The sequence below is a fragment of the Kitasatospora sp. NPDC097691 genome, from assembly GCF_040302665.1.
In the GTDB taxonomy this organism is placed as follows: domain Bacteria; phylum Actinomycetota; class Actinomycetes; order Streptomycetales; family Streptomycetaceae; genus Kitasatospora.
Genome location: NZ_JBEORY010000019.1, coordinates 69918 through 92761, shown reverse-complemented (window position 1 = coordinate 92761; position 22844 = coordinate 69918). Strand labels below are relative to the sequence as shown.

Here is a 22844-nt window from a genome sequence, read left to right as displayed (position 1 = left end):
GCGATGAGCAGCACAGGGGAGAACGGGGCCGGCGAGCCGGAGCAGCTGGCGTTCATCCGGGAGACGGTCAAGCGGGCCAAACCGCGCAGCTGGCGCGGGGCCAAGCGGGCCGAGCACCTCCCGGTGGCCCGGGTCGTGGTGGACAAGGGCGTGCTCACCATCGACAAGTTCTTCGACTACGAGGTGCCGGCCGCCATGGCCGAGGAGGCCCAGCCGGGCGTCCGGGTACGGGTGCGGTTCGGCGCGCGGGTGGTGAAGGGGCAGCGCGAGGGCGGGGAGCTGCACGACGGGTTCATCGTCGCCCGCCTGGAGAAGAGTGACTTCCCCGGGCCGCTCGCCCCACTGGCACAGGTGCTGTCGCCCGAGCCCGTGCTCACCCCGCAGCTACTGCGGCTGTGCCGGACCGTCGCCGACCGGTACGCCGGGACACTCGCCGACGTGCTGCAGCTGGCCGTCCCGCCCCGGCACGCCAAGGCCGAGGCCGAGCCCTCGCCACCGCCGCTGCCGCGCCCGCCCGCCCCGGCCCCCGGCGGCTGGCAGCGCTACCCGGCCGGGCCCGACTTCCTCACCGCACTGGCCGACGGCGGCGCGCCGCGCGCCGTGTGGGCGGCGCTGCCCGGCCCCGGCTGGCCGTACGAGATCGCGCGGGCGGTGGCGGCGACGCTGTCGGGCGGGCGCGGCGCGCTGGTCGTGCTGCCGGACGGTCGCTCGGTCGCCCGGGTCGACCAGGCGCTGACCGAGCTGCTCGGCCCCGGGATGCACGCGGCCCTGGAAGCCGACCTCGGCCCGCGCGAGCGCTACCGGCGCTGGCTCTCGGTGAGCCGCGGCTCGGTGCGCGCCGCCATCGGGACCCGCGCCACCATGTTCGCGCCGGTGCGCGACCTCGGGCTGGTCGTCGTCTGGTCGGACGGCGACGGCAGCCACAGCGACCCGCGCGCCCCGCACCCGCACGTACGGGAGGTCGCGCTGCTGCGCGCCGCCGAGGAGGGCGCGGCGGTGCTGCTCGGCGGGCACGCGGTGACCGTGGAGGGCGCGCAGCTGGTCAGCACCGGCTGGGCGCGCCCGCTCGTCGCGGACCGCGAGACGGTGCGGCAGGTCGCGCCGAGGGTGCGGACCGTCACCGACCTGGACCAGCACCGCGACGCGGCCGCGCAGGCCGCCCGGCTGCCCTCGGTGGCCTGGGAGGCCGCCCGGGAGGCGCTGGCGGCCGGGCACCCGGTGCTCATCCAGGTGCCCCGGCGCGGCTACGTGCCCCGGCTGGCCTGCGGACGCTGCCGCACCCCGGCGCGGTGCCGGCGGTGCGAGGGGCCGCTGGAGGCGCCCTCGGCGGACGCCGCCCTGCACTGCGGGTGGTGCGGGGAGGCGGAGAACGACTGGCACTGCCCCGAGTGCGGGTCGTTCCGGCTCCGGGCCCAGGTGATCGGCGCCCGGCGGACGGCGGAGGAGCTGGGCAAGGCGTTCCCGCGGATCCCGGTGCGGACCTCCGGGCGGGACTCGGTGCTGGTCACGGTGCCGGACGAGCCCTCGCTGGTGATCTCCACGCCGGGCGCCGAACCGGTGGTGGAGGGCGGCGCCGGGTACGGGGCGGCGCTGCTGCTGGACGGGTGGGCGCTGCTGAGCCGGCCGGACCTGCGGGCGGGGGAGGAGACGCTGCGGCTCTGGCTGGCGGCGGCCGCGCTGGTGCGGCCCTCGACCGGGGGCGGCACGGTGGTCGTGGTCGCCGAGCCGTCCGCCCGTCCCGTCCAGGCCATGGTGCGCTGGGACCCGCTCGGGCACGCCGCGCTGGAACGGGACGAACGGGCGCAGCTGCACTTCCCGCCGGTGTCGCGGATGGCCTCGGTCAGCGGGAGCCCGGCGGCGGTCGCCGACCTGTTGGGACTGATCCGGCTACCGGAGGGGGCCGACGTGCTCGGGCCGGTGCCGGTGCCGGCGCTGCGCGGGGAGGAGCAGGAGCGCGCGCTGCTGCGGGTGGCGCCCGGGCAGGGGTCGGCGCTGGCGGCGGCGCTCAAGGCGGCGCAGATCGCGCGGATCGCGCTGCGGACGGCGGAGCCGGTGCGGGTGCGGGTGGATCCGACGGACATCGGCTGAGGCGGGGCTGGGGCTGCCGGAGCAGTCCGCGGGGTCGGTGGGGTCGGTGGGGTCGGCGGCGCCGGGGCGGGCGGGTTCGGGTGGCGGTGGGTCGGGTGGCGGCGGGTCGGGTGGCGGTGGGGCGGGGTGAGTGGGCCACCCCGCCCCGGGTGGCCGGTCGTTCGGGTGCTGCTGCCGTCAGCCGCGCAGGGGGATGCCGGTGCGGTCGACGGGGATGCTGCGGTCGACGGGGATGCTGCGGTCGATGGTGGTGCTGCGGTCGATCGTGGTGCGCTCGATGGTGCCGCGGTCGGGCTGGGGGCGGTCGACGGTGGTGCGCTCCAGGGCGGCGCGCTCCAGGCTGCTGCGGTCCAGGCCGCCCTGGCGGGCCGCCGGGACGGTCGCGGCCAGGCCGCCGGTGGGGGCGGCGGGCAGGTCCTCGGAGCGGTCCGGGCGGCCGGGGCCAGGGACGGCGCCGCTGGCGGCGAGCAGTTCGCTGGTCGGGCGGCGCATGCCGTAGCGGCGGTGCACGGCCTGCTTGGTGACCCCGAGGGCGGAGCCCACCGAGTCCCAGGAGAAGCCCAGCGCCCGGTCGAACTCGACCGCCGCCGCCACCAGGGTCTCCACGCTCTCCCGCAGCTCCTGCGCGAGGCGCACGGTCGGCGCCGGCGCCCGCCCGTACACCACGAAGCCGGCCGAGGTGCTGGGGCGGCGCGGTCGGTAGACGTTTCCCAGCTGGGCGGTGAGCGTCCGCAGCGCGTCGACCTGGCGCCTCACCCGCTCGATGTCCCGCACCAGCAGGTGCAGGCTCGCCCGCGCCCGGGCGTCGTGGTTGATCTGCTCAGCCATGGCCTACGTGCCACCTTCCGTACGGTTCGGCTCGGCCGGGGCGCGGTGTCCCGTGCGCCCGGCCCCGGTCAATCTCTCTTGACCAACGCCGAAGCGGGGGCCGGGGTAACGCGGCTCGGCAGACTCGGGTTATGCCAGAACGGTTCCGGCGGCGCCGAGGGCATGGGGGACGGGGCCGAGGCGTTGCATAGACTTGGCGGGAACAGCCCGTTGCCCGCAGTCCCGCGCCGACTCCCGACACCCCGACGGACAGGAGCCCGTAGCCCGTGTCGATCCAGCCGATCCGTCTCTTCGGAGACCCCGTCCTGCGGGCCACCGCCAAGCCGGTGACCGTGTTCGACAAGGAACTGCGCAACCTGGTCCGCGATCTCACCGACACCATGCTGGACGCCCCCGGCGCCGGACTCGCCGCTCCCCAACTCGGCGTCTCTCTGAGGGTGTTCACGTACCACGTGGACGGCGTCACCGGGCACCTGATCAACCCGGACCTGTCGCTGAGCGAGGACGAGCAGGAGGGCCCCGAGGGCTGCCTCTCCCTGCCCGGCCTGCGCTACGACACCAGGCGCGCGCACGGCGTGGTGGCCAGGGGCTTCAACATGTACGGCGATCCGGTGACCGTGGAGGGCACCCGGCTGCTCGCCCGGTGCATCCAGCACGAGACCGACCACCTGGACGGCATCATCTTCATCGACCGGCTCGACCGCGAGCAGCGCAAGGCCGCGCTGAAGGCGATCCGGGAGGCGGACTGGGGCAGTGGGCCGGCGCCGGTCGTCAAGGTCTCGCCGCACAGCACCTTCGGCGCGGCGCGCTGAGCCCCGCCGAACCCCCGCCGAACCCTCGCTGACCCCGCTGCTGGCTTCCTGAACTCCCTTTTGCAGAAAGGCACTTGATGCGTCTCGTCTTCGCCGGCACCCCCGAGGTCGCCGTTCCCGCCCTGGACGCCCTGCTCGCCTCCGACCGGCACGAGGTCGTCGCGGTGGTCACCCGCCCCGACGCCCCGGCCGGTCGCGGGCGCAAGCTCGTCGCCAGCCCCGTCGCCCAGCGTGCGGAGGAGGCCGGGATCGAGGTCCTCAAGCCGGCGAAGCCCAGCGACCCGGAGTTCGTCGCCCGCCTCACCGAACTCGCCCCCGACTGCTGCCCGGTGGTCGCCTACGGTGCGCTGCTGCGCCCCGGCACCCTGGAGATCCCCGAGCACGGCTGGGTCAACCTGCACTTCTCGCTGCTGCCCGCCTGGCGCGGCGCGGCCCCCGTCCAGCACGCGGTGCTGGCGGGCGACGAGGTCACCGGCGCGTCCACGTTCCTGATCGAGCAGGGCCTGGACTCCGGCCCGGTCTACGGCGTGCTCACCGAGGAGATCCGCCCGACCGACACCAGCGGCGAGCTGCTCACCCGGCTCTCGCTCTCCGGCGCCCGGCTGCTCGCGGCCACCATGGACGGCATCGAGGACGGCGCCCTGCACGCCGTGCCGCAGCCGGCCGAGGGCGTCACGCTCGCGCCGAAGATCAGCGTCGAGGACGCGCGGATCGACTGGAACCACCCCGCGCTGCGGGTCGACCGGGTGGTGCGCGGCTGCGCGCCGGCGCCAGGGGCCTGGACGGAGTTCCGCGGCGAGCGGCTGAAGGTCACCGGGCCGGTGAAGCTCCTGCCGGAGTCGACCGAGCTGGCGCCCGGCGAGGTCGCGATGGTCGGCAAGAACAGCGTGCGGGTCGGGACCGGCAGCCACGACGTCGAGCTGGGGGAGGTCCGTCCCCAGGGCAAGAAGGAGATGCGGGCGGCCGACTGGGCCCGCGGCGCCCGGCTGGAGGCCGGCGAGCGGTTCGGCGCCCCGGCCGCGGGGTCCGCGGGCTGACGGTCGGCGGCACCGCCCCGGGGTCCGCGGGCTGACGCCCGGCGGCACCGCCCCGGGGTCCGCGGGTGTGGGCCCCGGTTGGTCGTCCCCCGGTGCGTCTGTGCACGCTGTGCAGGCCGTGCAACCTGTGCAGGCTGTGCAGCCGTCAGATCGTAGCGGTGGGGATCGCGGGGGTCGAGTGCCGAGTGGTGCCGGTGGTGCAGGGCAGGCGGAGCGGGCGGGAGAGTCGGAGGCCGGGATTCGCGTTACTGTTCCTTCGAAGACCCAAGCCCTTCGAAGACCCAAGCCCTTCGAAGACCCCCGGCTGATTACCACCGCAGCACCTTGAGGCACACAGGTATGAGCACGCCCAGCAGCACCCCCGGCGCCAAGCGCGCACCCCGCCCGCACCGCCGTCCGAAGAAGGACCCGGCCCGGATCGTCGCGTTCCGCGCGCTGCGCGCCGTCGACGAGCGCGACGCGTACGCCAACCTGATCCTGCCCTCGCTGCTCCGCGAGGCCGAGCAGAAGGGCATGGACCGGCGCGACGCCGCGCTGGCCACCGAGCTCGTCTACGGCACCCTGCGCCTGCAGGGCACCTACGACGCGATCATCGCGGCCTGCATCGACCGGCCGCTGAGCAAGGTCGACCCGCCGGTGCTGGACGTGCTCTCGCTCGGCGCCCACCAGCTGCTCACCACCCGCATCCCCAGCCACGCGGCCGTCTCGGCGACCGTCGAGCTCGCCCGGGTGGTGCTCGGCGACGGCAAGGCGAAGTTCGTCAACGCCGTGCTGCGCCGGATCAGCGCCCACGACCTGGACGCCTGGATCGAGCAGGTCGCCCCGCCGTACGACCAGGACGCCGAGGACCACCTGGCGGTCGTCCACTCGCACCCGCGCTGGGTGGTTGCCGCGCTCTGGGACTCGCTCGGCCGCTGGCAGCCGGACGCCTCCGGGCGCGGCGCCATGGAGGAGCTGCTGCGGGCCGACAACGAGCGGCCCGAGGTCACCCTCGTCGCCCGCCCGGGCCGGGCCACCGTCGGCGAGCTGGCCGACGCGCTGCCCGAGGCCGTACCGGGGCGCTGGTCGCCGTTCGCGCTGCGGCTCGCCGAGGGCGGCGACCCGGGCTCGGTCGCGGCGGTGAAGGACAACCGGGCGGGCGTGCAGGACGAGGGCAGCCAGCTCGTCGCGCTGGCCCTGGCCGCGGCACCGCTGGAGGGCCCGGACCGGCTCTGGCTGGACGGCTGCGCCGGACCCGGCGGCAAGGCCGCGCTGCTCGGCGCGCTGGCCGCCGAGCGCGGGGCGGCGCTGGTCGCCAGCGAGAAGCAGCCGCACCGGGCCCGGCTGGTGGCGCGCGCACTGCAGGGCAACCCCGGTCCGTACACGGTGATCGCGGCGGACGGCACGCGTCCGGCGTGGCAGCCGGACAGCTTCGACCGGGTGCTGGTCGACGTGCCGTGCTCCGGCCTGGGCGCGCTGCGGCGGCGCCCGGAGGCGCGCTGGCGGCGCCGGCCGGCCGACCTGGCGGCCTTCGGGCCGCTCCAGCGGGACCTGCTGCGCTCGGCGATCGAGGCAACCCGGGTCGGCGGCGTGGTCGGCTACGCGACCTGCTCGCCGCACCTGGCGGAGACCCGGGCGGTCGTGGACGACGTGCTGCGGTCCGAGGGCGGGCGGGTCGAGTGGATCGACGCGCGCCCGCTGCTGCCCGGCGTCCCGGCGCTCGGGGACGGGCCGGACGTGCAGCTGTGGCCGCACCTGCACGGGACGGACGCGATGTACCTGGCGCTGCTGCGGCGGACGGCCTGATCGGGCGGTTCGGGCGGCTGGTCGGTCCGGTCGGGCGGCTGGTTCGGGCGGGCGGCCGGTCCGGTCGGTGATGGTCGCTTGCACCTCCCGTAGGGGGAGGCGGCAGGGTGGTGGCCATGAACGGCGACACGACGTACACCATCGGTGAGCTGGCCCGGCGGACGGGGCTGACGGTCAAGACCGTCCGCTTCTACTCGGACCAGGGGATCGTGTCGCCGGCCGACCGCAACCCGGCCGGCCACCGGCGGTACGGCGTCGACGCCGTCGCGCGCCTGGAACTGGTCCGCACCCTGCGGGAGCTCGGGCTCGGACTGCCCGAGATCCGGTCGGTGCTGGAGCGCGAACTCGCCCTGTCCGCCGTCGCGGCGGCACACGCCGAGGCGCTCGACGTCCGGATCCGGGTGCTGCGACTGCGGCGGGCGGTGCTGAGCGCGGTGGCCAGGCGCGGTTCCACGCCCGAGGAGTTGACGATGGTGCACCGGCTGGCCCGACTGTCGGAGGACGAACGAGAGCGCCTGGTGGGGGAGTTCCTCACAGGGGTGTTCGGTGGGCCGGCGGCCGGTGGGTCGGCATCCGGAGGGCGGGCGGCCGGTGGCCGGTTCGCGGCCGTGGCGCGGTCGTTGACGCCGGAGCTGCCGGCCGACCCGTCGGACGAACAGGTCGAGGCCTGGGTGGAGTTGGCGCAGCTGGCAGCGGACGACGGGTTCCGGGAGCTGTTGCGCGGATTGCTGGAGGACGAGGAAGCAGAGGCCGGCGAGGGCCGACTGCGTCCCGGACTGGCGGTGGCCGTACGGGAGTCGGCCGGCCCGGCGGTCGCGGCCGGGGTGGCTCCGGAGTCGGCGGAGGCGGCGGGGATCGTGGCGGAGCTGCTGGGGCGGTACGCGGCGATGCTGCCAGGAGGTGGCGAGGCGGTGCGGGGTCTGGTGGAGGATCGGCCGCAGGGGCGACCGGGGGATCGGCTGCGGGCTCGATTGGCGGAGCGGTTGGCGGCGATGGCGGATCTGCGGCGGGAACGCTATCTGTACCTGTTGGCGGTGGTCAACGGGTGGGCAGAGCCCGAGAGTTGGGCAGTCGAGCTGGACTGGGCGCGGCGCGCGGTGGCCTGAAACCGGTACGGGCGGCGTGGGGGTGGGCGTGGCTGTGGTGGCTACGGCTACGGCTACGGCTACGGCTATGGCTACGGCTGTCGGTGCGCGGGGCCGGGGAAACCGGTGAGGAAGGCGTGGGCCTGGGCGCGGAGGTCGTCGACCGGCGGGTCGTCGCAGACCACCTCCATGCCGAGCGCGGTCGTCTGCCCCCAGTGGAAGTAGGACTGGAAGGCGAGGTACGGGCGGTGGTCGTCGCTGGGGTCGAGGCCGACGGCGAAGGTCGCGAAGTGGTTCCGCTCGCGTTCCGTCCGGGCGAACTCGGTCCGGGAGAGCTCCCATTCGAACTCGTAGGGCTCGGGTTCGGCGGGCAGGTCCAGCAGGGCCTGGGCGAGCCGGCGGACCTCGTCGGGGTGCGCGAACGGGAGCGACTCGGACCCGAAGGGGCCGGCGGCGAACAGCTCCCACTCCCGGCCGTTGTGGCTGACGGTCAGTGCCCAGTGGCCCGCCTGGTCGTGCCACTGGCAGTGGAGGGTCTGATCCGGGTTCATGGTGGTCAACCTCCCTGTGGTTCCCGACTGTTCGTACTCCCTCATCGTGGCACATCGACCGGTGGAGGGAAGTCGGGTGTGAGCCGTTCTCGGGCCCGTTGCCAGGCTTCCTGCAGTGACCGGTAGCCGAGGACGGTGATGCCGTGCTCGGCGAGGAGCCGACGGGCCTCGGGGGACACCAGGAACTGGTGATCGGTGCGGCGGACGCGCCGACCATCGTGCGGGGCACGCGGGTCGGGTCCGGCCAGGCCGGGGTGCAGTGCCCATTCGGTCAGGCCCGGCGGGAGGGCGGCGAGCAGCCGGGCGTAGTGGGCGGGCTTGTCGTCGAGTGGGACGGCGAAGCTGTCGAGGAAGCCGTGGTCGACGACCGGCAGGCCGCGCCGGCGTATCCGGTCCAGGGCGGGTGGCAGCCAGACCCGTACCGCCAGGCCGTACTCGGCTCCGAGGGCGAGGGTGAGGTCGAGGATGTCCTCGCGGCCGCCGTCGGCGAGGCAGTGGAAGTCGAGGTGGGTCGGTGCGAGGCCGGCCGTCCCCACCGCGTCGATCTGGGCGCGGAACTCGCGCTCGACGTCGTCGAGTCGGGCGCGGGCGAGCAGTCGGGCGCGCCCGGCGGGAGTGGGGGCGAAGAACCCGCCGGTGTCGTCGAGGAGGGACGGTACCCGGTCGCGGGCGGCCAGCGGGCCCCAGCGGAGGTGTGGTGACTCGCAGACCAGGGTGAGGTGGACACCGAAGGGGACCTCCGGGTGCCGCCGCAGGAGCCGCAGCGCATGCGGGGCGGCGCGGCAGACGGTCATCAGGCTGCAGGAGGCGGCGATGCCGTTCCGGACGGCGTCGATCACGGCCAGGTTGACGGACTCGTCGAGGCCGAGGTCGTCGCAGTTGAGCAGCAGGAGGCGGGCGTCGGGCGGGTGGTGGAGGAGGGCGTTGGCGGTGGGTGTGGGGCCGGCGGGTGTGGGGGTGGGGCCGGTGGCGGGCATGGGGGGAGTCTGCACCGCCGGCGGGGGTGGCCGCGCGGGGATTTCCGCCGGAGGCGGGGGTGCTCGGGTGGGTGGCGTGGCCGGTCGGTGGGGCGGTGGGTCGGTGGGTCAGCCGGTGGGGCGGTGGGTCAGTCGGTGGTGGGGGCCGGGTGCCAGGGGCGGTCGGGGCGGGTGCGGAGCGGGGCGGAGGTGAGGCGCAGCCCGTACACCTCGCGGTCGGTGGCCCCGTGCGGGACCTGGCCGAGGTAACTGTGGCCGGTGAGGTGGCACCAGGCGGGCAGGTCGAGCGGGGCGGCGGGGTCGGTGGTGTGGATGTGGACCACCGCGCCGGCCGGGAGGTGCGCGATGCGGGCGCGCAGGCGGAGCAGGAGCTGGACGCAGAGCAGGCCGGTGCCGTCGATGGTGAGGTCAGGGGTGGTGCCGTCGGGGTCGAGCGGGGTGGCCTGGGTGGCCGGGGTGGCCGGGGTGGTCGGGGAGGTCATCGGGGGGTCTCCTGGGTGATGCGCCAGAGGCGGCGGGGCAGTCGGTCCTCCTCGAAGGGGTGGACGTCGGTGAGGCGCCAGCCCTCGGCGAGCGCGTCCACCAGCTCGCGGGGGAAGAAGTGGACGGCGAAGCCGCCGTGCTCCCAGATGTCGTCCCCGTGGCCGGTGCCGGCGCCGTAGTGGGCGTCGCCGGTGTGGCGGACGGTGTAGACGAAGGTGCCGCCCGGGCGCAGGACGCGGCGAACCTCGGCGACGAGTGCCGTGATCTCCTCGGTCGAGAGCGCCATGCAGAGCAGCATGTGGGCGAAGACCGCGTCGACGGATTCATCGGGGAGGGGCAGCGGCGCACGCACGTCGTGGGCGGCGACCGTGAGCCGGTCGGCCAGGCCCTGCGCGGCGGCCGCCGCGCTCAGCTGCTGCAGGCCGGTCGGGCTGAAGTCGGTGGCCAGCACCCGGAAGCCCGCGCGGGCGAAGTGCAGGGCGTCGCGGCCGTGGCCGGCCCCGAGTTCGAGCACGTCTCGGGCTCCGGCGGCGATGAAGGTATCGGCGGCGTACGCGGCGGGGGCGGACGGCAGGTCGCCGTACATCCCGGGGTTGTCGGTGTAGGTCCGCTGCCAGTGCGCGCGTTGGGTGTCGGCGAGGGCGGGCTCCCGGCCGGGCGTGGCGCCAGGGGTGTGGGTCATGGTGCTGCCCTTCGCGGGGGTGGTCGTGCGGTCGCGCGGGGGTGGTGCGGGTGGTTGGGGTGGTTTAGGTGGTGCGGCTGGGTCGGGGTTCAGCCTAGGGCGCGGGTTGGGCGGTGGGTCCTGCGGGTCGCAGGTGGTGCCGCTCAGCCGAGGGGTGTGCTGGGGGCGGTGCCTCCGAGGCGGGTGAGCAGGGCGGACAGGCGGTTGAGGTCCTCGGGGCTCCACTGCCCGGCCGCGAAGTGGTCGGCGGCGACCTGGCGGGCGGTGTGCAGCATCTCGGCGAGCCGCTCGCGACCGGTCGGCGTGAGGGCGGCGTACGCGACCCGGGCGTCGCGGGCCGCGGCCTCGCGGGTGACCAGGCCGATCCGCTCCAGCGGTGCCAGGCCGCGGGTCACGCCGGAAGCGGTGAGGCCGAGAGCCTCGGCGAGGTCGACCCGGCGCATCCTGCCGCCGGGGGCCTGGGCGAGGTGGAGCAACATGGTGAAGTCGGACAGGCTCACGCCGTGCAGGCCGCCGAGGCTCGCGTCGAACCGCTTGACCACGGCCGTCTGGGCGCGGACCAGCCGCAGGGCGGTGTCCAGTGGGTCGGGGCTCGGGGGCACGTTCGTCGGTCCCGTGGTCTTCGGCTCTGTCATTGCCACCTCCTTGACTGCTCAAGTATATCCCTGCGGAGAGCCGTCAAGGAGGTGGCGGAGGGGGGAGGGGGGAGGGGCCGATCAGCTCGCGGCGTTGGCGGCGCGGCGCTGACGCTTGCCGAGCGGCGCCTGGGAGAGGTCCTCGGCCTGGGAACGGAGGTTCTTGAAGCCGTAGCCGCGAGCGGTCAGCCAACTCTGCGCCGTCTGCTCGGCCCGCTCGGTGGCCGCCAGGATGTCCTCCTCGGCCTCGCCCTCGTCGAGGAAGCGGAAGGTGAAGGCGGCCCGGGCGGAGAGGTCGTAGCTGAGGTGGCCCTCGCGGGTGAAGGCCGCGTGCAGCACGTCGTGCTCGGGTGCGGCGGCCAGGAGTTCGGCGCGCTGCCCGTCGGTGAGGCCGTCGAAGACGCCGCGCACCATGATGCGGAAGGTTCGGGTGGTCATCCCCCGACCATAGGCAGGAGGGGCCGCCGACCGCCAACGTGATTTCGCGTGCGTCGGCGGTCGGCGGTCGGCGGGTCCGTGGCCCGTGGGCTGCGGCCCACGGCGGGCGAGGCGGGCGAGGCGGGGGAGGTCGGGCCAGGGGTGGCTCAGCCGTTGACGCCCAGTTGGGCCAGCAGCGTCGTGTTGTCCTCGATGTGCCAGTCCTCGACGATCCGGTCGGTGCCGACGTGCTGGATGTCGATCGCGTTGAACTCGACGGGCCGGCCCTCGCCTCGGACACCGTTGAAGACGCCGGTGAAGTGGCCGCGGAAGACCAGCCTGGCGGTGATCTCGTCCCCGGTGACCAGGACGTCGGACAGCTCGCAGGTCAGGTCCGGAACCGCGGCGCGGAAGGTGCGCGAGGCGAACGCCGGGCCGGTCGGGCCCTGCGGGCGGCCGGGCGGCAGGGTGTTGTCCCTGAACTGCGGACTGATCGCCGCATCCAGGTACCGCTGCTGCCCGGTGTTCCAGAACGTGTACAACTGCTGGGCCAGGTGCACCTCTTGGGCCGCGCGCCGGGAGCCGATCGAACGGTCCACGGTGAGCGCCTTCGGCTGGACCAGGTCGGGCGAGCGGTCGACCAGGCGCTGCGGCCAGGCATGCGAGGACTCGTGGCGGTCGGCGGCGGGGCGGCCCGCCTCGTGGACGGGCGTGGCTGCCGCGGTACCGCCCGCCAGGGCGGCCAGGGCGACGGCGAGGGCGGCGGTGCGCGTGGCGGTACGGGTCTGCGGTCGAAGGCGTCGGCGGACCGCATCCGGGCGTCGGAGGTCAGACAAGGCGACCGCCCCCGTCGACGTGCAGCACCGTGCCGGTGACGTACGGGTTGTCGATCGCGTACAGCACCGCCTTGATCAGGTCGTCGGGGCTGCCTACGCGTCGCGCCGGGTTGCGCTCGGCCACGCCGCGCAGGAAGGCCTCCTTGTCGGAACCGAGGCCGTCCCAGGACCCGGTGTCGACGATGCCGGGTGACACCGCGTTGACCCGGACCGGTGCGATCTCCACCGCCAACGCCTGCACCAGGAAGGCGAGCGCGCCGTTGGTGGTGGCCATCACCGTGCGGCCCGGAGCCGGGCGCCAGGCCGCCACACCGGAGAAGAAGGTGAACGAGCCGCTCTCGGACGCCTGCCCGACCAGGTGCTTGGCCAGCAGCAGCGGCCCGATCACCTTGGCCGCGAACGCCCGCTGCACATCGGCCGCGTCGAGCTCCCGCAGCGGGCCGTTGGCCGGGATCGCGGCGGTCGAGACCAGATGGTCGAACCGGCCGACGCGGGCGGCGAAGTCGGTGATCGACCGCTCGTCCGCGATGTCGAGCCCGATCACCTCGGACGGCCCGGACAGCTCGCCGGCCGTCCACTCCAGCTTGCGCGGATCCGGACCGGCCAGCACGAGTTCGGCACCGGCCGCCGAAGCGGCCTTGGCGAGGGCGCGCCCGGTGCGCGAACCCGCGCCGACCACGACGACGCGTCGGCCCTTCAGGGAGCCGTCATGGGAAATGTCCTGGGAACCTTCGTCGGAAGTGCCATGGGAACCGTCGGTGGACACGGGGGAACTCCTTCGCATCAAGGGGGATCGGCCGGCTGTTGCTTGCTGCGGCGGCCACACCACGACGATCTCCCGGGCTGCTGCAATGAGTCCAAGGCTTGTTTTCTAGGTCAGCGATAAAATCTGCTCATGGCAACGCTCCGGCAGCTCGAATACCTCGTCACGGTGGTCGACACCGGCTCCTTCACGCGTGCGGCCGAGCAGTTGCACGTCACCCAGCCCGCGCTCTCCCACCAGATGCGGGCCCTGGAGAGTGCCGTCGGCGGTCCGCTGCTCGAACGCCTGCCGCGCTCGGTACGGCTCACCCCGATGGGGCGGGCCGTGTTGCCGCACGCCCGGGCCGCGCTCGCCGAAGCCGAACGCCTGCGTGCGGTGGCCCGGCGCACCGCCGGACTGGAGCAGGGCGAACTGGAGGTCGCGGCGGTCTACTCGGTCAGCCTCGGCATCCTGCCGCCCGTCCTGCGCGCCTGGCGCCGACTCCACCCTGGCGTGCAGATCCGGCTGCGTGAGTACCCGCACGCCGACCGGCTCCAGGCCGCGATGGCCGCCGGCTGCGCCGACGTCGCCGTCGGCCCCGCCCCGGTCGGCTGGGAAGGCCCGATCCGCGAGCTCGGCGTCGAGGAGTTCGTGATCGTCCTGCCCGCCGACGACCCGCTGGCCGACCGCCCCGGCGGCACGATCGCGCCGGCCGAACTCGCCGACCGCGCCTGGGTCCACTACGCCCCCGACAACGGCCTCGCGGACCTGCTCGACCGCGTCGCCGCCCAGGCCGGCTTCCACCCCCGAGCGGCCGTCCGCGCCGAACAGACCTCCGCCGCACCGCTGTTGGCAGCCGCCGGACTCGGCCCCGCCCTGGTGCCCGCCAACATCGTCCCACCGCACTTCGACGGCGCCGTGCTCCGCCCGGACCCGCCGATCCGACGCACCCTCACCGCCTACACCCGCACCCGCCCCGACCCGCTCACCGTGGCCTTCGCTGACCTCCTGGCCGAACAGGCCCGCGTCAACCCGCCCGTGCTGCCGGTGGCGAGGGCGGGGAGCGACGCGGCGCAACGGTGATCGGGGGAGGGAGCGGTGGATGAGGGGGCTGGGCGGCCGGCCGACCGCGGTGTTCAGGGCCCGATGGGATAGAGCCCGGCGATCGGATAGGGCTTGGTGGCCGGTGCGGGCGCGGCGATGCGGGCGGGCGCCAGTGTTGCAGCGGGGAGCAGGCCGGAGAGGACGAGCGCGCGAGCGCCCGGCTTGGTGACGGCCGTGCGGACTCCCGGGAGGGCGGGACGGCGGCGGGGTGGAGTGACCCCCTTTGGAGAATGCGAAGCGGACGTTCGATCAGTCGCCCCTGAAGGGCTCGGGTGTGGGCCACGGCGGAGACTCCCTCCTCCGGCGGCCCGGGTGGCCGCCGTTCGGTGACTCCAAGACTGATCGCTCCGACGCCGATCGCGCATGTGTCGATCGGCAGGAATCCCGGGGGAATGTGGCCGGGCCTCCCCTGCCGATCGGCAGGGCTGGAGTGCGGGCCGCTACGCCCGGGCCGGGAGCCGGGTGCAGACCGCTCCGGTGATGAGCGCCGCGGGTTCGGCGTTCAGGGCGGCGAGGGCGAAGGCGGTGGTGAGGGCGCTGATGTCGCCGGTCTCGCGGAGGAGGAGGTGGTTGCCGCCCGGGATCTCGTAGCGGGCGAGGTCCGGGACGACCTGTCGGGCGCGCAGCGCGTACTCCAGGGACTGGGTCGCGTTGGCCGCGCTGTGGTCGCCGGTGCCGTGGACGATCAGCACCCGCCGCCCGGCCAGCTGGTCGACCGGGTCGCCACTGGGGAGCCAGGGCGCGATCCCCGCGACGCCGGCGACGGAGGGGTGCCCGGCGGACCAGAAGGCGGCGCGCCCACCGAGCGAGTTGCCGATCAGGACCACCGGCGCGCCCTCGTACCGTCGGGCGAGTTCGTCGAGCGCCCAGCGGGCGTCGACGGCGGTGTCGGCGTCGTCGCCGTTCCAGCCGCTGTAGCGGTAGCGCAGTAGGTGGACGGCGAGGCCGTGCGGCCGGCCGCGGTCGGTGAGCTCGGTGGCGAGCTCCCGCAGGCCCAGCTCGGCGACCTTCGACGGCCCGCGGCGGCTTCGGAGGAACCCTCCGGGCAGCAGCAGCGCGACGCCGTTGACCGGCCCGTCCCCCTGCCGCGGGGTCAGCTCCGGGGTGCGCGGACGGTGCGCTAGGAACACGCGGAATCCTCCCTGGTGTGTACAGACGGATTCTACGGTTCCGGTGCCGGGTCCCGGTGCGCGAGCAGGGACCACAGGACCCGGCCGGAGACCCTGGTGCGCGCCACCAGGACCTTGGCCCAGCGGGCGCCGAGCGGCGAGGTCCAGGTGTCCACGACCTCCACGACGTCGCCGGAGCCGGCGAGTCCGATCACGGTGTCGTCGCCGGAGTGGTCGATCCGGACGTTGGCGGCGTTGGTCGAGTCCGTGGTGGGCAGGGTTGCTCATCGGTGACTCCCCTCAAGCGTCGAGCGCGACAGCCTGGCGGTGGCGAGGCCGGCGGGAGTGGCGCGAAGGGGTGGTAACACTGTTTCTCATGGGTTACGTTGTTACCCATGAGCACGCCCTACCAGGACGCGCAGCGGGCCGGCCAGGACGCCGTGCGTGCCGTGATCCTCGACTGCGCCATCACCCTCCTCGTCGCCGAAGGCTCCGTCGCGCTGACCGTGCGCCGGATCGCCGCCGAGATCGGCTCCTCGACCAAGGTGCTGTACACCATGTTCGGCGGGAAGGAGGGGCTGCTCGACGCGCTGTACCGCGAGGGCTTCGCGCGGCTGCGTCGAGCCCAGGAGCAAGTGCCGCGCGGAGACGACCCGTTGACGTACCTGACCGCGCTCGGTCGGGCCTACCGGGAACGGGCGATCACCGAACCCGCCTACTACCGGGTGATGTTCGAGCAGCCGGTGCCGGAATTCCGGCCCAGTGATGAGGCCTTGGCCGTGGCCGAGGGTGCGTTCGGCGCCTCGGTGACCGCCGTCGAGGCGTGCATGGCGGACGGGGTCTTCCGGCCCGGCGACGCGCAGGAGGTCTCCAAGATCTTCTGGGCGGCCACACACGGTGCGGTGAGTCTGGAACTCGCCGGCCACTTCGCCCCGGCCGACGCCGGGCCGCTCTACGAGGCGCTGATGGCGGCCCTGGGTCGGGCGTTCGGCGCCGGAGCACCGGCAACCGACTGACGCCGACCGACTGACGCCGACCGACTGACCGCCGGTCGACCGACCGGGCTCCCGTCACCCGGGCATCCGACCAACCGACATCCGATCAACCGACATCCGACCAACCGGCGGCCGGCCGGTCGCCGACCGGCGCGCCGGCCCGCGAGAGGACGACACGATGAGTCGCAACCGCTACCTGTTAGGGAACTTCGCCCCCGTGACCGAGGAGGTCACCGCCTACGACCTGCCCGTCACCGGGCGGATCCCGGAACACCTCGACGGCCGCTACCTGCGCAACGGCCCCAATCCGCTGGGCATCGAGGACCCCGCCGCGCACCAGTGGACCCTGGGCGCGGGCATGGTGCACGGCGTCCGGATCCGGGGCGGGCGCGCCGAGTGGTACCGCAACCGGTGGGTCCGTTCCGGCGCCGTGTCCGACCTGCTCGGCGAGCCCCGGCGCGGCACACCCGTCGACGAGCGGCTGGACATCTCCCCGAACGTGCAGGTCGCGGGCCTCGCCGGGCGCACCTACGCGCTCACCGAGGGCGGCATCCGCCCGTACGAACTCACCTACGAGCTGGACACGGTGGGCCCGTGCGACCTGGGTGCCACGCCGGAGGGGTACAGCGCCAACGCGCATTCGCTGTTCGACCGGCACACGGGGGAGCTGCACTCGCTCGCCTTCCGCTACGGCTCGGACCTGGTGCAGCACATCGTGATGGACGCGGTGGGTGCCGTCCGGAGCACCACCACGATCCCGGTGCCCGGGAACCCGTACATGCACGACTTCGCGCTCACCGAGCGGTTCGTGGTGCTGTACGACACGCCGGTGGTGTTCAGTGCGGCGCACCTGGCGACCGGCGTGCCCTTCACCTGGGACGAGCGGCGCGCCGCCCGGGTCGGCGTGATGCCGCGCGAGGGTGGCGAGGTGCGGTGGTTCGAGCTCGCCCCGCATCTGGTGGGGCACACGCTCAACGCGTACGAGCGGGCGGTGGATTCGCTGGTGGTCGACGTCGTCCGGCACCCGCCGGGCATCGACCTGCGCAACCTCGGCGCGAGCCGGCCCACGCTCGACCGCTGGACGGTCGACCTGGCGGCCGGGACGGTGAAGGAGGAGCGGCTGGACGACCGGGTCCAGGAGTTCCCGCGCCTCAACCCCCTTTTCTCCGGCCGCCCTAACCGCTACGGCTACGCGGCCGCCGTCGAGTTGTACGCGCCGCCGACCGGGCCCGAGGACGACCGACCGGACGAGGGTTTCAGCAACGCCCTGCTCAAGCACGACCTGCGCCGGGGAACGGTGGAGGCCCACGAGTTCGGGCGCGACGGTGCGGTGGGGGAGGGGGTGTTCGTCGCGGCCGAGTCGCCGACGGCGGAGGACGACGGGTACGTGATGGCGTACGTCTTCGACCCGGTGCGGGGCGCGACGGACCTGGTGGTCCTCGCCGCCCAGGACTTCACCGGCGAGCCCGTCGCCCGGGTGCACCTGCCGGTGCGGGTGCCGCTGGGGCTGCACGGGAACTGGGTGCCGGGCGGGGAAGCGGGTGTGCCGGGCTGGGCGTGAGGTGGCGTCGGACCGAGATCTGAGGGCCAAGATTGTTCCTCTTGGGGATGCTCCCGGGTATCGCCGTAGTCCGTGCCTCTCATGTGCAGGTGATGGCCGGGGCTTTCCCTGCTCTTTGTTTCGGATCGCGGGGGGCTCTGCGACGATCCGATGATCGTCGCCCTGATGCGGTGGGCGGCGCGTCGCAGGGGAGAGAGCGGCATGGCCGTTGGGCCCGAGGACAGCGTTGTCCGGGCGGGGTGGGGTGCCAGGTTCGCCTGGGACGGGGAGACCTGGATGGTGGTCTCCGGCGGGGTGCTGGGAGCCCTGTTCGCGACCATCGGGCTGGCCACGCTGCTCGGGCCGGCGAACGGGTTCGGCGGTGACAGCCTCGGATACCTGGGCATCATCAGCATCCTCGGGCTGATGCCCTGCGGCGGGGGTCTCGTCTGGGCGCTGATCCACCCCCGGCACGGGTTCCCGGCGATCGCCGTCGGGATGCTGCTGGGGCTCGGGATCTTCGTCGGCTTCGCCGGTGAAGGCGTCGACGACGCCTGGAAGGCCCCGCCGGACCGGCCCTCCACGACCCGTGCGTTGGGCAGCTGGGCGGCCGGGGACCTGGTGGTGCGGGTCCGCCCCGACCAGGTGGTCGCGTACCGCAGCGCCACCGGGGCCGTCGTGTGGCACTGGACGCCGCCGGGGGAGGACTCGGTGTGCGCGATGAGCCGCGGTGTCGGGACCGGCGCCGCCGGGCAGGGCTCCGTCGGGCTGATCGGTCACTCGCCGCACGACAAGCCGTGCACGGCGGTGACCGCGCTGGACCTCTCCGACGGCAGGGAGGGCTGGACCACTGCCGTCGACGCGCCGGCTCGGGACGGGGACTCGGCGACGCCGGATGTGGTCGCCGTCGCAGGACAGCAGGCCGTCCTGCAGGAGAAGGACGGCTGGCGGGCCGTTCGGCTGACGGACGGTGCGGCGGTGTGGCGCGGAACGGCCGACGCCGGCTGCGCCCCGCTGCACGTCGCCGGCGGGGCCGCGGACGTGGTGACGGTCGCGCAGTGCGGCGGGGCGGCGCCCGTGCTGCGGTCGCTGGCCGCCGCGGACGGGCGGGAGCAGGCACGGATCGTGCTGCCCGCGGCGGGCGGGCTGAAGAACCTCGCGGTGCTGTCGGTCGATCCGCTGGCCGTGTGGGTCGACGCCCAGGGCGAGCGGGAGACGCACGCGGTGCTCAGCTACGACCGGGCGGGGCGGCCGCGGGCGTCGATCCCGGTGTCCGGGAACGAGTACGACCTGGACGTGATGCTGGGTGGGCTGCACGCCTTCGACGAGTTCGACGCCCGGCCGCTGTTCGGCGGGGTGGTCGTCGGGGACCTGTTCGTCGTGCCGGGGGAGAGGCCCGGCGACGTCACCATCGGCAGCGGCAGGAATCCGGTCCGCAGCGCGACCGGCCGGCTGGTGGCGTACTCGCTCGCGGACGGTGGGCAGCGGTGGACGGCGGGGCTGGACGACCAGGTCACGGGCCTGGTGGTGGACGGGACGTCGGTGTGGGCGATGACGCGCGACCGGATCACCCGGGTGGACACCGTGACCGGTCGGCGGACCGCCGAGATGGACGTGAACGGCACGTCGTCGCTGTACCCGGTGGACCTGTCGGTGTCGGGGCCCAAGCGGTTCACCGTGGTCGCGGAGGACGGGACACGGGACGAGCCGCCGGTGCGCGGGATGAAGTGAGGGGTGTTCAGGGCGTCGGCGGCGGGCCCCGCACCGGGCCCGCCGCCGGCAGTGCGGTCGGGGCGGCGTGGCCGGCGGTGCGGTCGGCCGTCCGGCCGTCGGTTTGGACGGCTGTCTGGTCAGCGGGAGCCGTTCCGGAAGTCCGGGTAGCCCAGGATGAAGACCCTCTCGGCCGGATTCCGGACGTAGGGGATCACCTTGCCGGTGTCCTCGAAGCCGAGGCGCAGGTAGAAGGCCAGTGCGCGGCCGTTGCTCTCGTTGACGCCGAGGGTCAGCCACCGGACGTCGATGTGGTCCTGCGCGTAGCGGACGGTCGCGTTCACGAGGTCGGTGGCGGGGCCGCCCGCACCGCGGTGCCCGGGGGTGACGTAGACGGCATGGACGTGCGCGGTGTCGGGGACGTGCGGGATGGGCTCGACGGCGGCCATCCCCACCCAGTTCCCGTCCTCGTCACGGACGGTGAAGGTGGCACATTCCCGGGCGGTGGCCTCGGCGGCGGCGTGTTGCTGCCAGTAGCCGTCGGGGCGGGCGGCGGTGTCGGCGTAGGAGAGGCTGAAGGCGTCCGGGGAGTCCCGCAGCGCCTCCAGGGTGATCTCGCGCAGTTCCCGCCACTCCTCGGTGGCTATTCGGCGTACGACGTAGGACATGCGCCGAGCCTGGCACGGCCGCGGGCCGGGCGGATCCCGCGCGAGGATGATCTTCGTCCGGGACCGCTCCGGCGTTCGGCCCCGGACCGCCCCCGGGGCGGGGGAGCGCCGCCGCGACCGGCGGATCTGAGCCTTCCAGGCGGTTGTGTCAGGCTGGTGTGGGAGCACCGCAGAGATCGGGAGGCTCGTGATGGCCGAGATCAGGGTGAACGGGGTGGCGCTGCACTACGAGGCCGACGGTGAGGGCCCCGGCGTCGTCCTGGTGCACGGCTCGTGGAGCGACGGGGACTCCTGGGCGCGGGTGATGCCGGGCCTGGCCGAGTCCGCCACCGTCGTCGCCTACGACCGCCGGGGGCACAGCCGCAGCGAGGAGCTGCTCACCCAGGGCTCGGTGTACGAGGACGCGGCCGACCTGGCCGGGCTGATCCAGGGGCTCGGCCTCGCCCCGGCCTTCGTCTACGGCGACTCCTACGGCGCGTTGGTCACCCTCCGGCTCGCCTCCGCCCGTCCCGACCTGCTCCGCGGGATCGGTGTGCACGAGCCGCCGGGCACCGGCATCCTGCTCGCCGACCCGGACCTCCGCCCGATCGGCACCGCCTTCGCCGACCGGATCGCCGCCGTCCGGGAGCTGCTGGAGCAGGCCGAGTCCGCCGCGGCCGCCGAACTGTACGTGGACAGCCTCGCCTTCGGGCCGGGCGCATGGGAGCAGCTGCCCGCGCCGATCCGGCACACCTACATCCGCAACGCGCCCACCTACCTCGACGAGTTGCGCGACCCGGACGCGCTGGACCTCGACCTCACGGGGCTGGCCCGGTACACCGAACCGGCGCTGCTCACGCAGAGCGACGACAGCGCGCCGATGTTCGGCGAGGTGCTGGACCTGATCGACCTCGCCCTGCCGAAGGGGGAGCGGCACCTGTACACCGGCGCCGGCCACGCCCCGCACCTGTCGCAGCCCGAGGAGTGGGTGCGGGTGGTCCTCCCGCGCGTGCTGATCTGAGGCGAACCGCGGTGGTGCCCGGGAGCCGAGTGCTCGTCGGGTCCGGCAGTCGTGTCTCCCGGCTCCGGCAGTCGTTCCTCTCACGTCCGGCGGCTGCGTTCCCGGGGCTCGTCGGCCGTGTTCCCCGGGCTCGTCGGCGGTGCGCCTCGGGCGCGGCGACAGCGCTCCCGCAGGCGCCGTGGGCGCGGCCGATCGGGGTGGTTTCGTCCGCCTTCCGGGTGATAACGATTCGCCCCTGGACGAATCACGGAGCCGACGCTCGCCAGCGAACTCCCGTGGAGCGCACGCTACTTCGGTGACCGCGTCAGCACGGACGCGGCCGACCGGAAGGACGAACATGACGAGCACGCGCGGCCGCGTCGCCGCCCTCCTGGGCGCCGTCGCGGTGGTCGCCGGCACCACGCTGGCCACTCCCACCGTCGCGGCAGCCGCCGAACCGGCCCTCGCCGGCGGCGGGATCTCCAGACAGGCGCCCTGCCCGGACGCGCCCGAGTTCACCTGCGGGACCCTCACCGTCCCGCTCGACCACAGCGGCGTCACGTCCGGCAGCCTCGACCTCGCCGTGGCGGTCGCCGGCAACACCGAGGCCCCCAAGGGCGACCTGCTGTTCCTCACCGGCGGCCCCGGCCAGCCCGGTGTCCCGCTGATGAAACGGATCGCGAGCAAGCTGGAACCCGTCCTCAAGGACTACCGCCTGGTCATGTACGACCAGCGCGGCACCGGGGGCGGCGCGCTGCAGTGCCCCGGCCTGCAGGAGGACATGGGCTCCTCCGACCTCACCGCGCCGCGCAAGCAGTCCATCGCCGACTGCGCCGCCGCCCTCGGCCCGAACGCCCGCTTCTACGGCACCGCGGACACCGTCGCCGACATCGACCTGCTGCGCCACGCCCTCGGCGACCGGCGGCTGACCCTCGACGGCGTCTCCTACGGCACCTTCGTGGCGGAGCGGTACGCGCTCGCCCACCCGGCACACGTGGCCCGGCTGGTGCTCGACTCGGTGGTGCCGCAGCAGGGTTACGACCCGCTCGACCTGGCCGCGCTGCCCGCGAGCGCCCGCGTCCTGACGGCTGCCTGTCGGGCCACCGGCTGCACCACCGACCCGGCCGGCGACCTCGCCGAGGTCGTCCGGCAGTACGGCAACGGCGCACAGATCCTGGACGCCCTCACCAGCTACGAGTTCACCGACCCGAACTACGGCGGCGTCCCGGAGGCCCTGCACGAGGCCGCCGCCGGGCAGCCGGCCAAGCTCCAGGCGTTCATCGACACCGTCCACCAGGGCGACGCCGCCCCCGCCAACCTGCTCAGCCAGGGACTGCATGCCGCCACCGTCTGCGCCGACAGCCACTTCCCGTGGGGCACCACCGACACCCCGGTCGCGCGGCGCGCGGCGGCGCTGGAGCGCACCCGGCAGCAGCTGACCGCGGAGCAGACCTGGCCGTACGACGCGGCGACCGCCACCGGGCTCGGCAGCCTGCTGGTCTGCCTGGACTGGCCGCGCGAGCAGGTTCCGCCGACGCCGTCGGCACACCGCAAGCTGCCCGACGTGCCGGTGCTGCTGCTCGGCGGCGACCGCGACCTGTCCACACCGAACGAATGGCTGTACCAGCAGGCCGCGTCGGCACACGACCCGCAGATCGTGATCGTGCCCGGGGCGGCGCACTCGGTGCAGACCCGGGCGGCGAACCCGATCGGGCGGCAGGCGGTCTACGACTTCCTGCTGAAGTAGCTGAAGTAGGGGTGGGGTAGCCGAGGAGACCAGA

General features: G+C 74.4%; 22 protein-coding genes and 1 pseudogene. 11 read left to right on the top strand and 12 right to left on the bottom strand.

What is annotated here, in order from left to right; translation table 11 throughout:
• Nucleotides 1-3 precede the first annotated feature (3 nt).
• A complete protein-coding gene (locus tag ABTY56_RS16255) occupies nucleotides 4-2088 on the top strand; it encodes a primosomal protein N' (protein ID WP_350629425.1) in 2085 nt (694 codons plus the stop codon).
• A 363-nt stretch (nucleotides 2089-2451) separates the two neighbouring features.
• Here the strand turns inward: ABTY56_RS16255 and ABTY56_RS16250 are convergent.
• Nucleotides 2452-2916 (bottom strand): annotated as a pseudogene (locus ABTY56_RS16250) (hypothetical protein); the annotation flags it as partial.
• Nucleotides 2917-3182: 266 nt separating this feature from the next.
• On the opposite strand from ABTY56_RS16250, the gene def reads away from it, so the two are divergent.
• From def to ABTY56_RS16230, 4 genes are all read left to right on the top strand, one after another.
• Nucleotides 3183-3728, top strand: a complete 546-nt coding sequence (gene def, locus ABTY56_RS16245; RefSeq protein ID WP_350629423.1) for a peptide deformylase — start codon at nucleotides 3183-3185, stop codon at nucleotides 3726-3728.
• 77 nt (nucleotides 3729-3805) lie between these two features.
• On the top strand, nucleotides 3806-4765 hold the full coding sequence (fmt, locus tag ABTY56_RS16240) for a methionyl-tRNA formyltransferase (protein WP_350629422.1): 960 nt from the start codon (nucleotides 3806-3808) through the stop codon (nucleotides 4763-4765).
• Between the two features lie 339 nt (nucleotides 4766-5104).
• A complete protein-coding gene (locus ABTY56_RS16235; RefSeq protein ID WP_350629421.1) occupies nucleotides 5105-6550 on the top strand; it encodes an RsmB/NOP family class I SAM-dependent RNA methyltransferase in 1446 nt (481 codons plus the stop codon).
• A 116-nt stretch (nucleotides 6551-6666) separates the two neighbouring features.
• Nucleotides 6667-7656, top strand: a complete 990-nt coding sequence (locus tag ABTY56_RS16230) for a MerR family transcriptional regulator (RefSeq protein WP_350629420.1) — start codon at nucleotides 6667-6669, stop codon at nucleotides 7654-7656.
• Nucleotides 7657-7727: 71 nt separating this feature from the next.
• On the opposite strand, the gene ABTY56_RS16225 is transcribed toward ABTY56_RS16230, so the two are convergent.
• From ABTY56_RS16225 to ABTY56_RS16190, 8 genes are all read right to left on the bottom strand, one after another.
• Entirely contained in the window at nucleotides 7728-8186 is a 459-nt protein-coding gene (locus ABTY56_RS16225; RefSeq protein WP_350629419.1) for a hypothetical protein, read from the bottom strand.
• A 41-nt stretch (nucleotides 8187-8227) separates the two neighbouring features.
• Nucleotides 8228-9163, bottom strand: a complete 936-nt coding sequence (locus ABTY56_RS16220; protein WP_350629418.1) for a ChbG/HpnK family deacetylase — start codon at nucleotides 9161-9163, stop codon at nucleotides 8228-8230.
• A gap of 128 nt (nucleotides 9164-9291) precedes the next feature.
• Entirely contained in the window at nucleotides 9292-9645 is a 354-nt protein-coding gene (locus ABTY56_RS16215; RefSeq protein ID WP_350629417.1) for a sulfurtransferase TusA family protein, read from the bottom strand.
• Nucleotides 9642-10328 carry a class I SAM-dependent methyltransferase gene (locus ABTY56_RS16210; protein WP_350629416.1) on the bottom strand — a complete coding sequence of 229 codons (687 nt, stop codon included), beginning with the start codon at nucleotides 10326-10328 and terminating at the stop codon, nucleotides 9642-9644. The genes ABTY56_RS16215 and ABTY56_RS16210 overlap by 4 nt, the downstream gene beginning before the upstream one ends.
• A gap of 143 nt (nucleotides 10329-10471) precedes the next feature.
• Nucleotides 10472-10963, bottom strand: coding sequence for a MarR family winged helix-turn-helix transcriptional regulator (locus tag ABTY56_RS16205; RefSeq protein ID WP_350629415.1), 492 nt, complete (start codon nucleotides 10961-10963; stop codon nucleotides 10472-10474).
• A gap of 81 nt (nucleotides 10964-11044) precedes the next feature.
• The gene (locus ABTY56_RS16200; protein ID WP_350629414.1) at nucleotides 11045-11401 is read right to left on the bottom strand and encodes a DUF6204 family protein; all 357 of its coding nucleotides are present in this window, start codon (nucleotides 11399-11401) and stop codon (nucleotides 11045-11047) included.
• 146 nt (nucleotides 11402-11547) lie between these two features.
• The gene (locus ABTY56_RS16195; RefSeq protein ID WP_350629413.1) at nucleotides 11548-12216 is read right to left on the bottom strand and encodes an ester cyclase; all 669 of its coding nucleotides are present in this window, start codon (nucleotides 12214-12216) and stop codon (nucleotides 11548-11550) included.
• Nucleotides 12209-12982: an SDR family oxidoreductase gene (locus tag ABTY56_RS16190; protein ID WP_350629412.1), complete on the bottom strand. Its 774-nt coding sequence runs from the start codon at nucleotides 12980-12982 to the stop codon at nucleotides 12209-12211. The genes ABTY56_RS16195 and ABTY56_RS16190 overlap by 8 nt, the downstream gene beginning before the upstream one ends.
• Before the next feature lie 129 nt (nucleotides 12983-13111).
• Here ABTY56_RS16190 and ABTY56_RS16185 point away from each other — a divergent pair, with 129 nt between their 5' ends.
• Nucleotides 13112-14041, top strand: coding sequence for a LysR family transcriptional regulator (locus ABTY56_RS16185; RefSeq protein ID WP_350629411.1), 930 nt, complete (start codon nucleotides 13112-13114; stop codon nucleotides 14039-14041).
• Between the two features lie 461 nt (nucleotides 14042-14502).
• Here the strand turns inward: ABTY56_RS16185 and ABTY56_RS16180 are convergent, their stop codons facing one another.
• Both ABTY56_RS16180 and ABTY56_RS16175 read right to left on the bottom strand, forming a co-directional pair.
• On the bottom strand, nucleotides 14503-15192 hold the full coding sequence (locus ABTY56_RS16180) for an alpha/beta hydrolase (RefSeq protein WP_350629410.1): 690 nt from the start codon (nucleotides 15190-15192) through the stop codon (nucleotides 14503-14505).
• 32 nt (nucleotides 15193-15224) lie between these two features.
• Nucleotides 15225-15386, bottom strand: coding sequence for a hypothetical protein (locus tag ABTY56_RS16175; protein ID WP_350629409.1), 162 nt, complete (start codon nucleotides 15384-15386; stop codon nucleotides 15225-15227).
• Between the two features lie 180 nt (nucleotides 15387-15566).
• Here ABTY56_RS16175 and ABTY56_RS16170 point away from each other — a divergent pair, with 180 nt between their 5' ends.
• The 3 genes from ABTY56_RS16170 (at nucleotide 15567) to ABTY56_RS16160 (ending at nucleotide 19437) form a co-directional block, all read left to right on the top strand.
• On the top strand, nucleotides 15567-16187 hold the full coding sequence (locus tag ABTY56_RS16170; RefSeq protein WP_350629408.1) for a WHG domain-containing protein: 621 nt from the start codon (nucleotides 15567-15569) through the stop codon (nucleotides 16185-16187).
• 157 nt (nucleotides 16188-16344) lie between these two features.
• Nucleotides 16345-17727 carry a carotenoid oxygenase family protein gene (locus tag ABTY56_RS16165; RefSeq protein ID WP_350629407.1) on the top strand — a complete coding sequence of 461 codons (1383 nt, stop codon included), beginning with the start codon at nucleotides 16345-16347 and terminating at the stop codon, nucleotides 17725-17727.
• A 201-nt stretch (nucleotides 17728-17928) separates the two neighbouring features.
• Nucleotides 17929-19437 carry an outer membrane protein assembly factor BamB family protein gene (locus ABTY56_RS16160; RefSeq protein ID WP_350629406.1) on the top strand — a complete coding sequence of 503 codons (1509 nt, stop codon included), beginning with the start codon at nucleotides 17929-17931 and terminating at the stop codon, nucleotides 19435-19437.
• A 119-nt stretch (nucleotides 19438-19556) separates the two neighbouring features.
• Here the strand turns inward: ABTY56_RS16160 and ABTY56_RS16155 are convergent, their stop codons facing one another.
• Nucleotides 19557-20084, bottom strand: a complete 528-nt coding sequence (locus ABTY56_RS16155; protein ID WP_350629405.1) for a GNAT family N-acetyltransferase — start codon at nucleotides 20082-20084, stop codon at nucleotides 19557-19559.
• Nucleotides 20085-20274: 190 nt separating this feature from the next.
• Between ABTY56_RS16155 and ABTY56_RS16150 the strand changes: the two genes are divergently transcribed.
• Both ABTY56_RS16150 and ABTY56_RS16145 read left to right on the top strand, forming a co-directional pair.
• Nucleotides 20275-21084 (top strand): alpha/beta fold hydrolase, encoded by an 810-nt coding sequence (locus ABTY56_RS16150; protein ID WP_350629404.1) that lies wholly within the window; start codon nucleotides 20275-20277, stop codon nucleotides 21082-21084.
• A 337-nt stretch (nucleotides 21085-21421) separates the two neighbouring features.
• Complete coding sequence (locus ABTY56_RS16145) at nucleotides 21422-22810, top strand: alpha/beta hydrolase (protein WP_350629403.1); 1389 nt, start codon at nucleotides 21422-21424, stop codon at nucleotides 22808-22810.
• The last annotated feature ends 34 nt before the right edge of the window (nucleotides 22811-22844 follow it).

Bases quoted from the DNA above. Each gene is read 5' to 3' on its own strand.
- ABTY56_RS16235 (WP_350629421.1), top strand. From the start codon at position 5,105: ATGAGCACGCCCAGCAGCACCCCCGGCGCCAAGCGCGCACCCCGCCCG.
- ABTY56_RS16145 (WP_350629403.1), top strand. From the start codon at position 21,422: ATGACGAGCACGCGCGGCCGCGTCGCCGCCCTCCTGGGCGCCGTCGCG.
- ABTY56_RS16155 (WP_350629405.1), bottom strand. From the start codon at position 20,084: ATGTCCTACGTCGTACGCCGAATAGCCACCGAGGAGTGGCGGGAACTG.
- ABTY56_RS16160 (WP_350629406.1), top strand. From the start codon at position 17,929: ATGGCCGTTGGGCCCGAGGACAGCGTTGTCCGGGCGGGGTGGGGTGCC.
- ABTY56_RS16220 (WP_350629418.1), bottom strand. From the start codon at position 9,163: ATGCCCGCCACCGGCCCCACCCCCACACCCGCCGGCCCCACACCCACC.
- ABTY56_RS16205 (WP_350629415.1), bottom strand. From the start codon at position 10,963: ATGACAGAGCCGAAGACCACGGGACCGACGAACGTGCCCCCGAGCCCC.
- ABTY56_RS16150 (WP_350629404.1), top strand. From the start codon at position 20,275: ATGGCCGAGATCAGGGTGAACGGGGTGGCGCTGCACTACGAGGCCGAC.
- ABTY56_RS16255 (WP_350629425.1), top strand. From the start codon at position 4: ATGAGCAGCACAGGGGAGAACGGGGCCGGCGAGCCGGAGCAGCTGGCG.
- ABTY56_RS16215 (WP_350629417.1), bottom strand. From the start codon at position 9,645: ATGACCTCCCCGACCACCCCGGCCACCCCGGCCACCCAGGCCACCCCG.
- ABTY56_RS16200 (WP_350629414.1), bottom strand. From the start codon at position 11,401: ATGACCACCCGAACCTTCCGCATCATGGTGCGCGGCGTCTTCGACGGC.
- ABTY56_RS16185 (WP_350629411.1), top strand. From the start codon at position 13,112: ATGGCAACGCTCCGGCAGCTCGAATACCTCGTCACGGTGGTCGACACC.
- ABTY56_RS16210 (WP_350629416.1), bottom strand. From the start codon at position 10,328: ATGACCCACACCCCTGGCGCCACGCCCGGCCGGGAGCCCGCCCTCGCC.
- ABTY56_RS16165 (WP_350629407.1), top strand. From the start codon at position 16,345: ATGAGTCGCAACCGCTACCTGTTAGGGAACTTCGCCCCCGTGACCGAG.
- ABTY56_RS16225 (WP_350629419.1), bottom strand. From the start codon at position 8,186: ATGAACCCGGATCAGACCCTCCACTGCCAGTGGCACGACCAGGCGGGC.
- ABTY56_RS16170 (WP_350629408.1), top strand. From the start codon at position 15,567: ATGAGCACGCCCTACCAGGACGCGCAGCGGGCCGGCCAGGACGCCGTG.
- fmt (WP_350629422.1), top strand. From the start codon at position 3,806: ATGCGTCTCGTCTTCGCCGGCACCCCCGAGGTCGCCGTTCCCGCCCTG.
- ABTY56_RS16230 (WP_350629420.1), top strand. From the start codon at position 6,667: ATGAACGGCGACACGACGTACACCATCGGTGAGCTGGCCCGGCGGACG.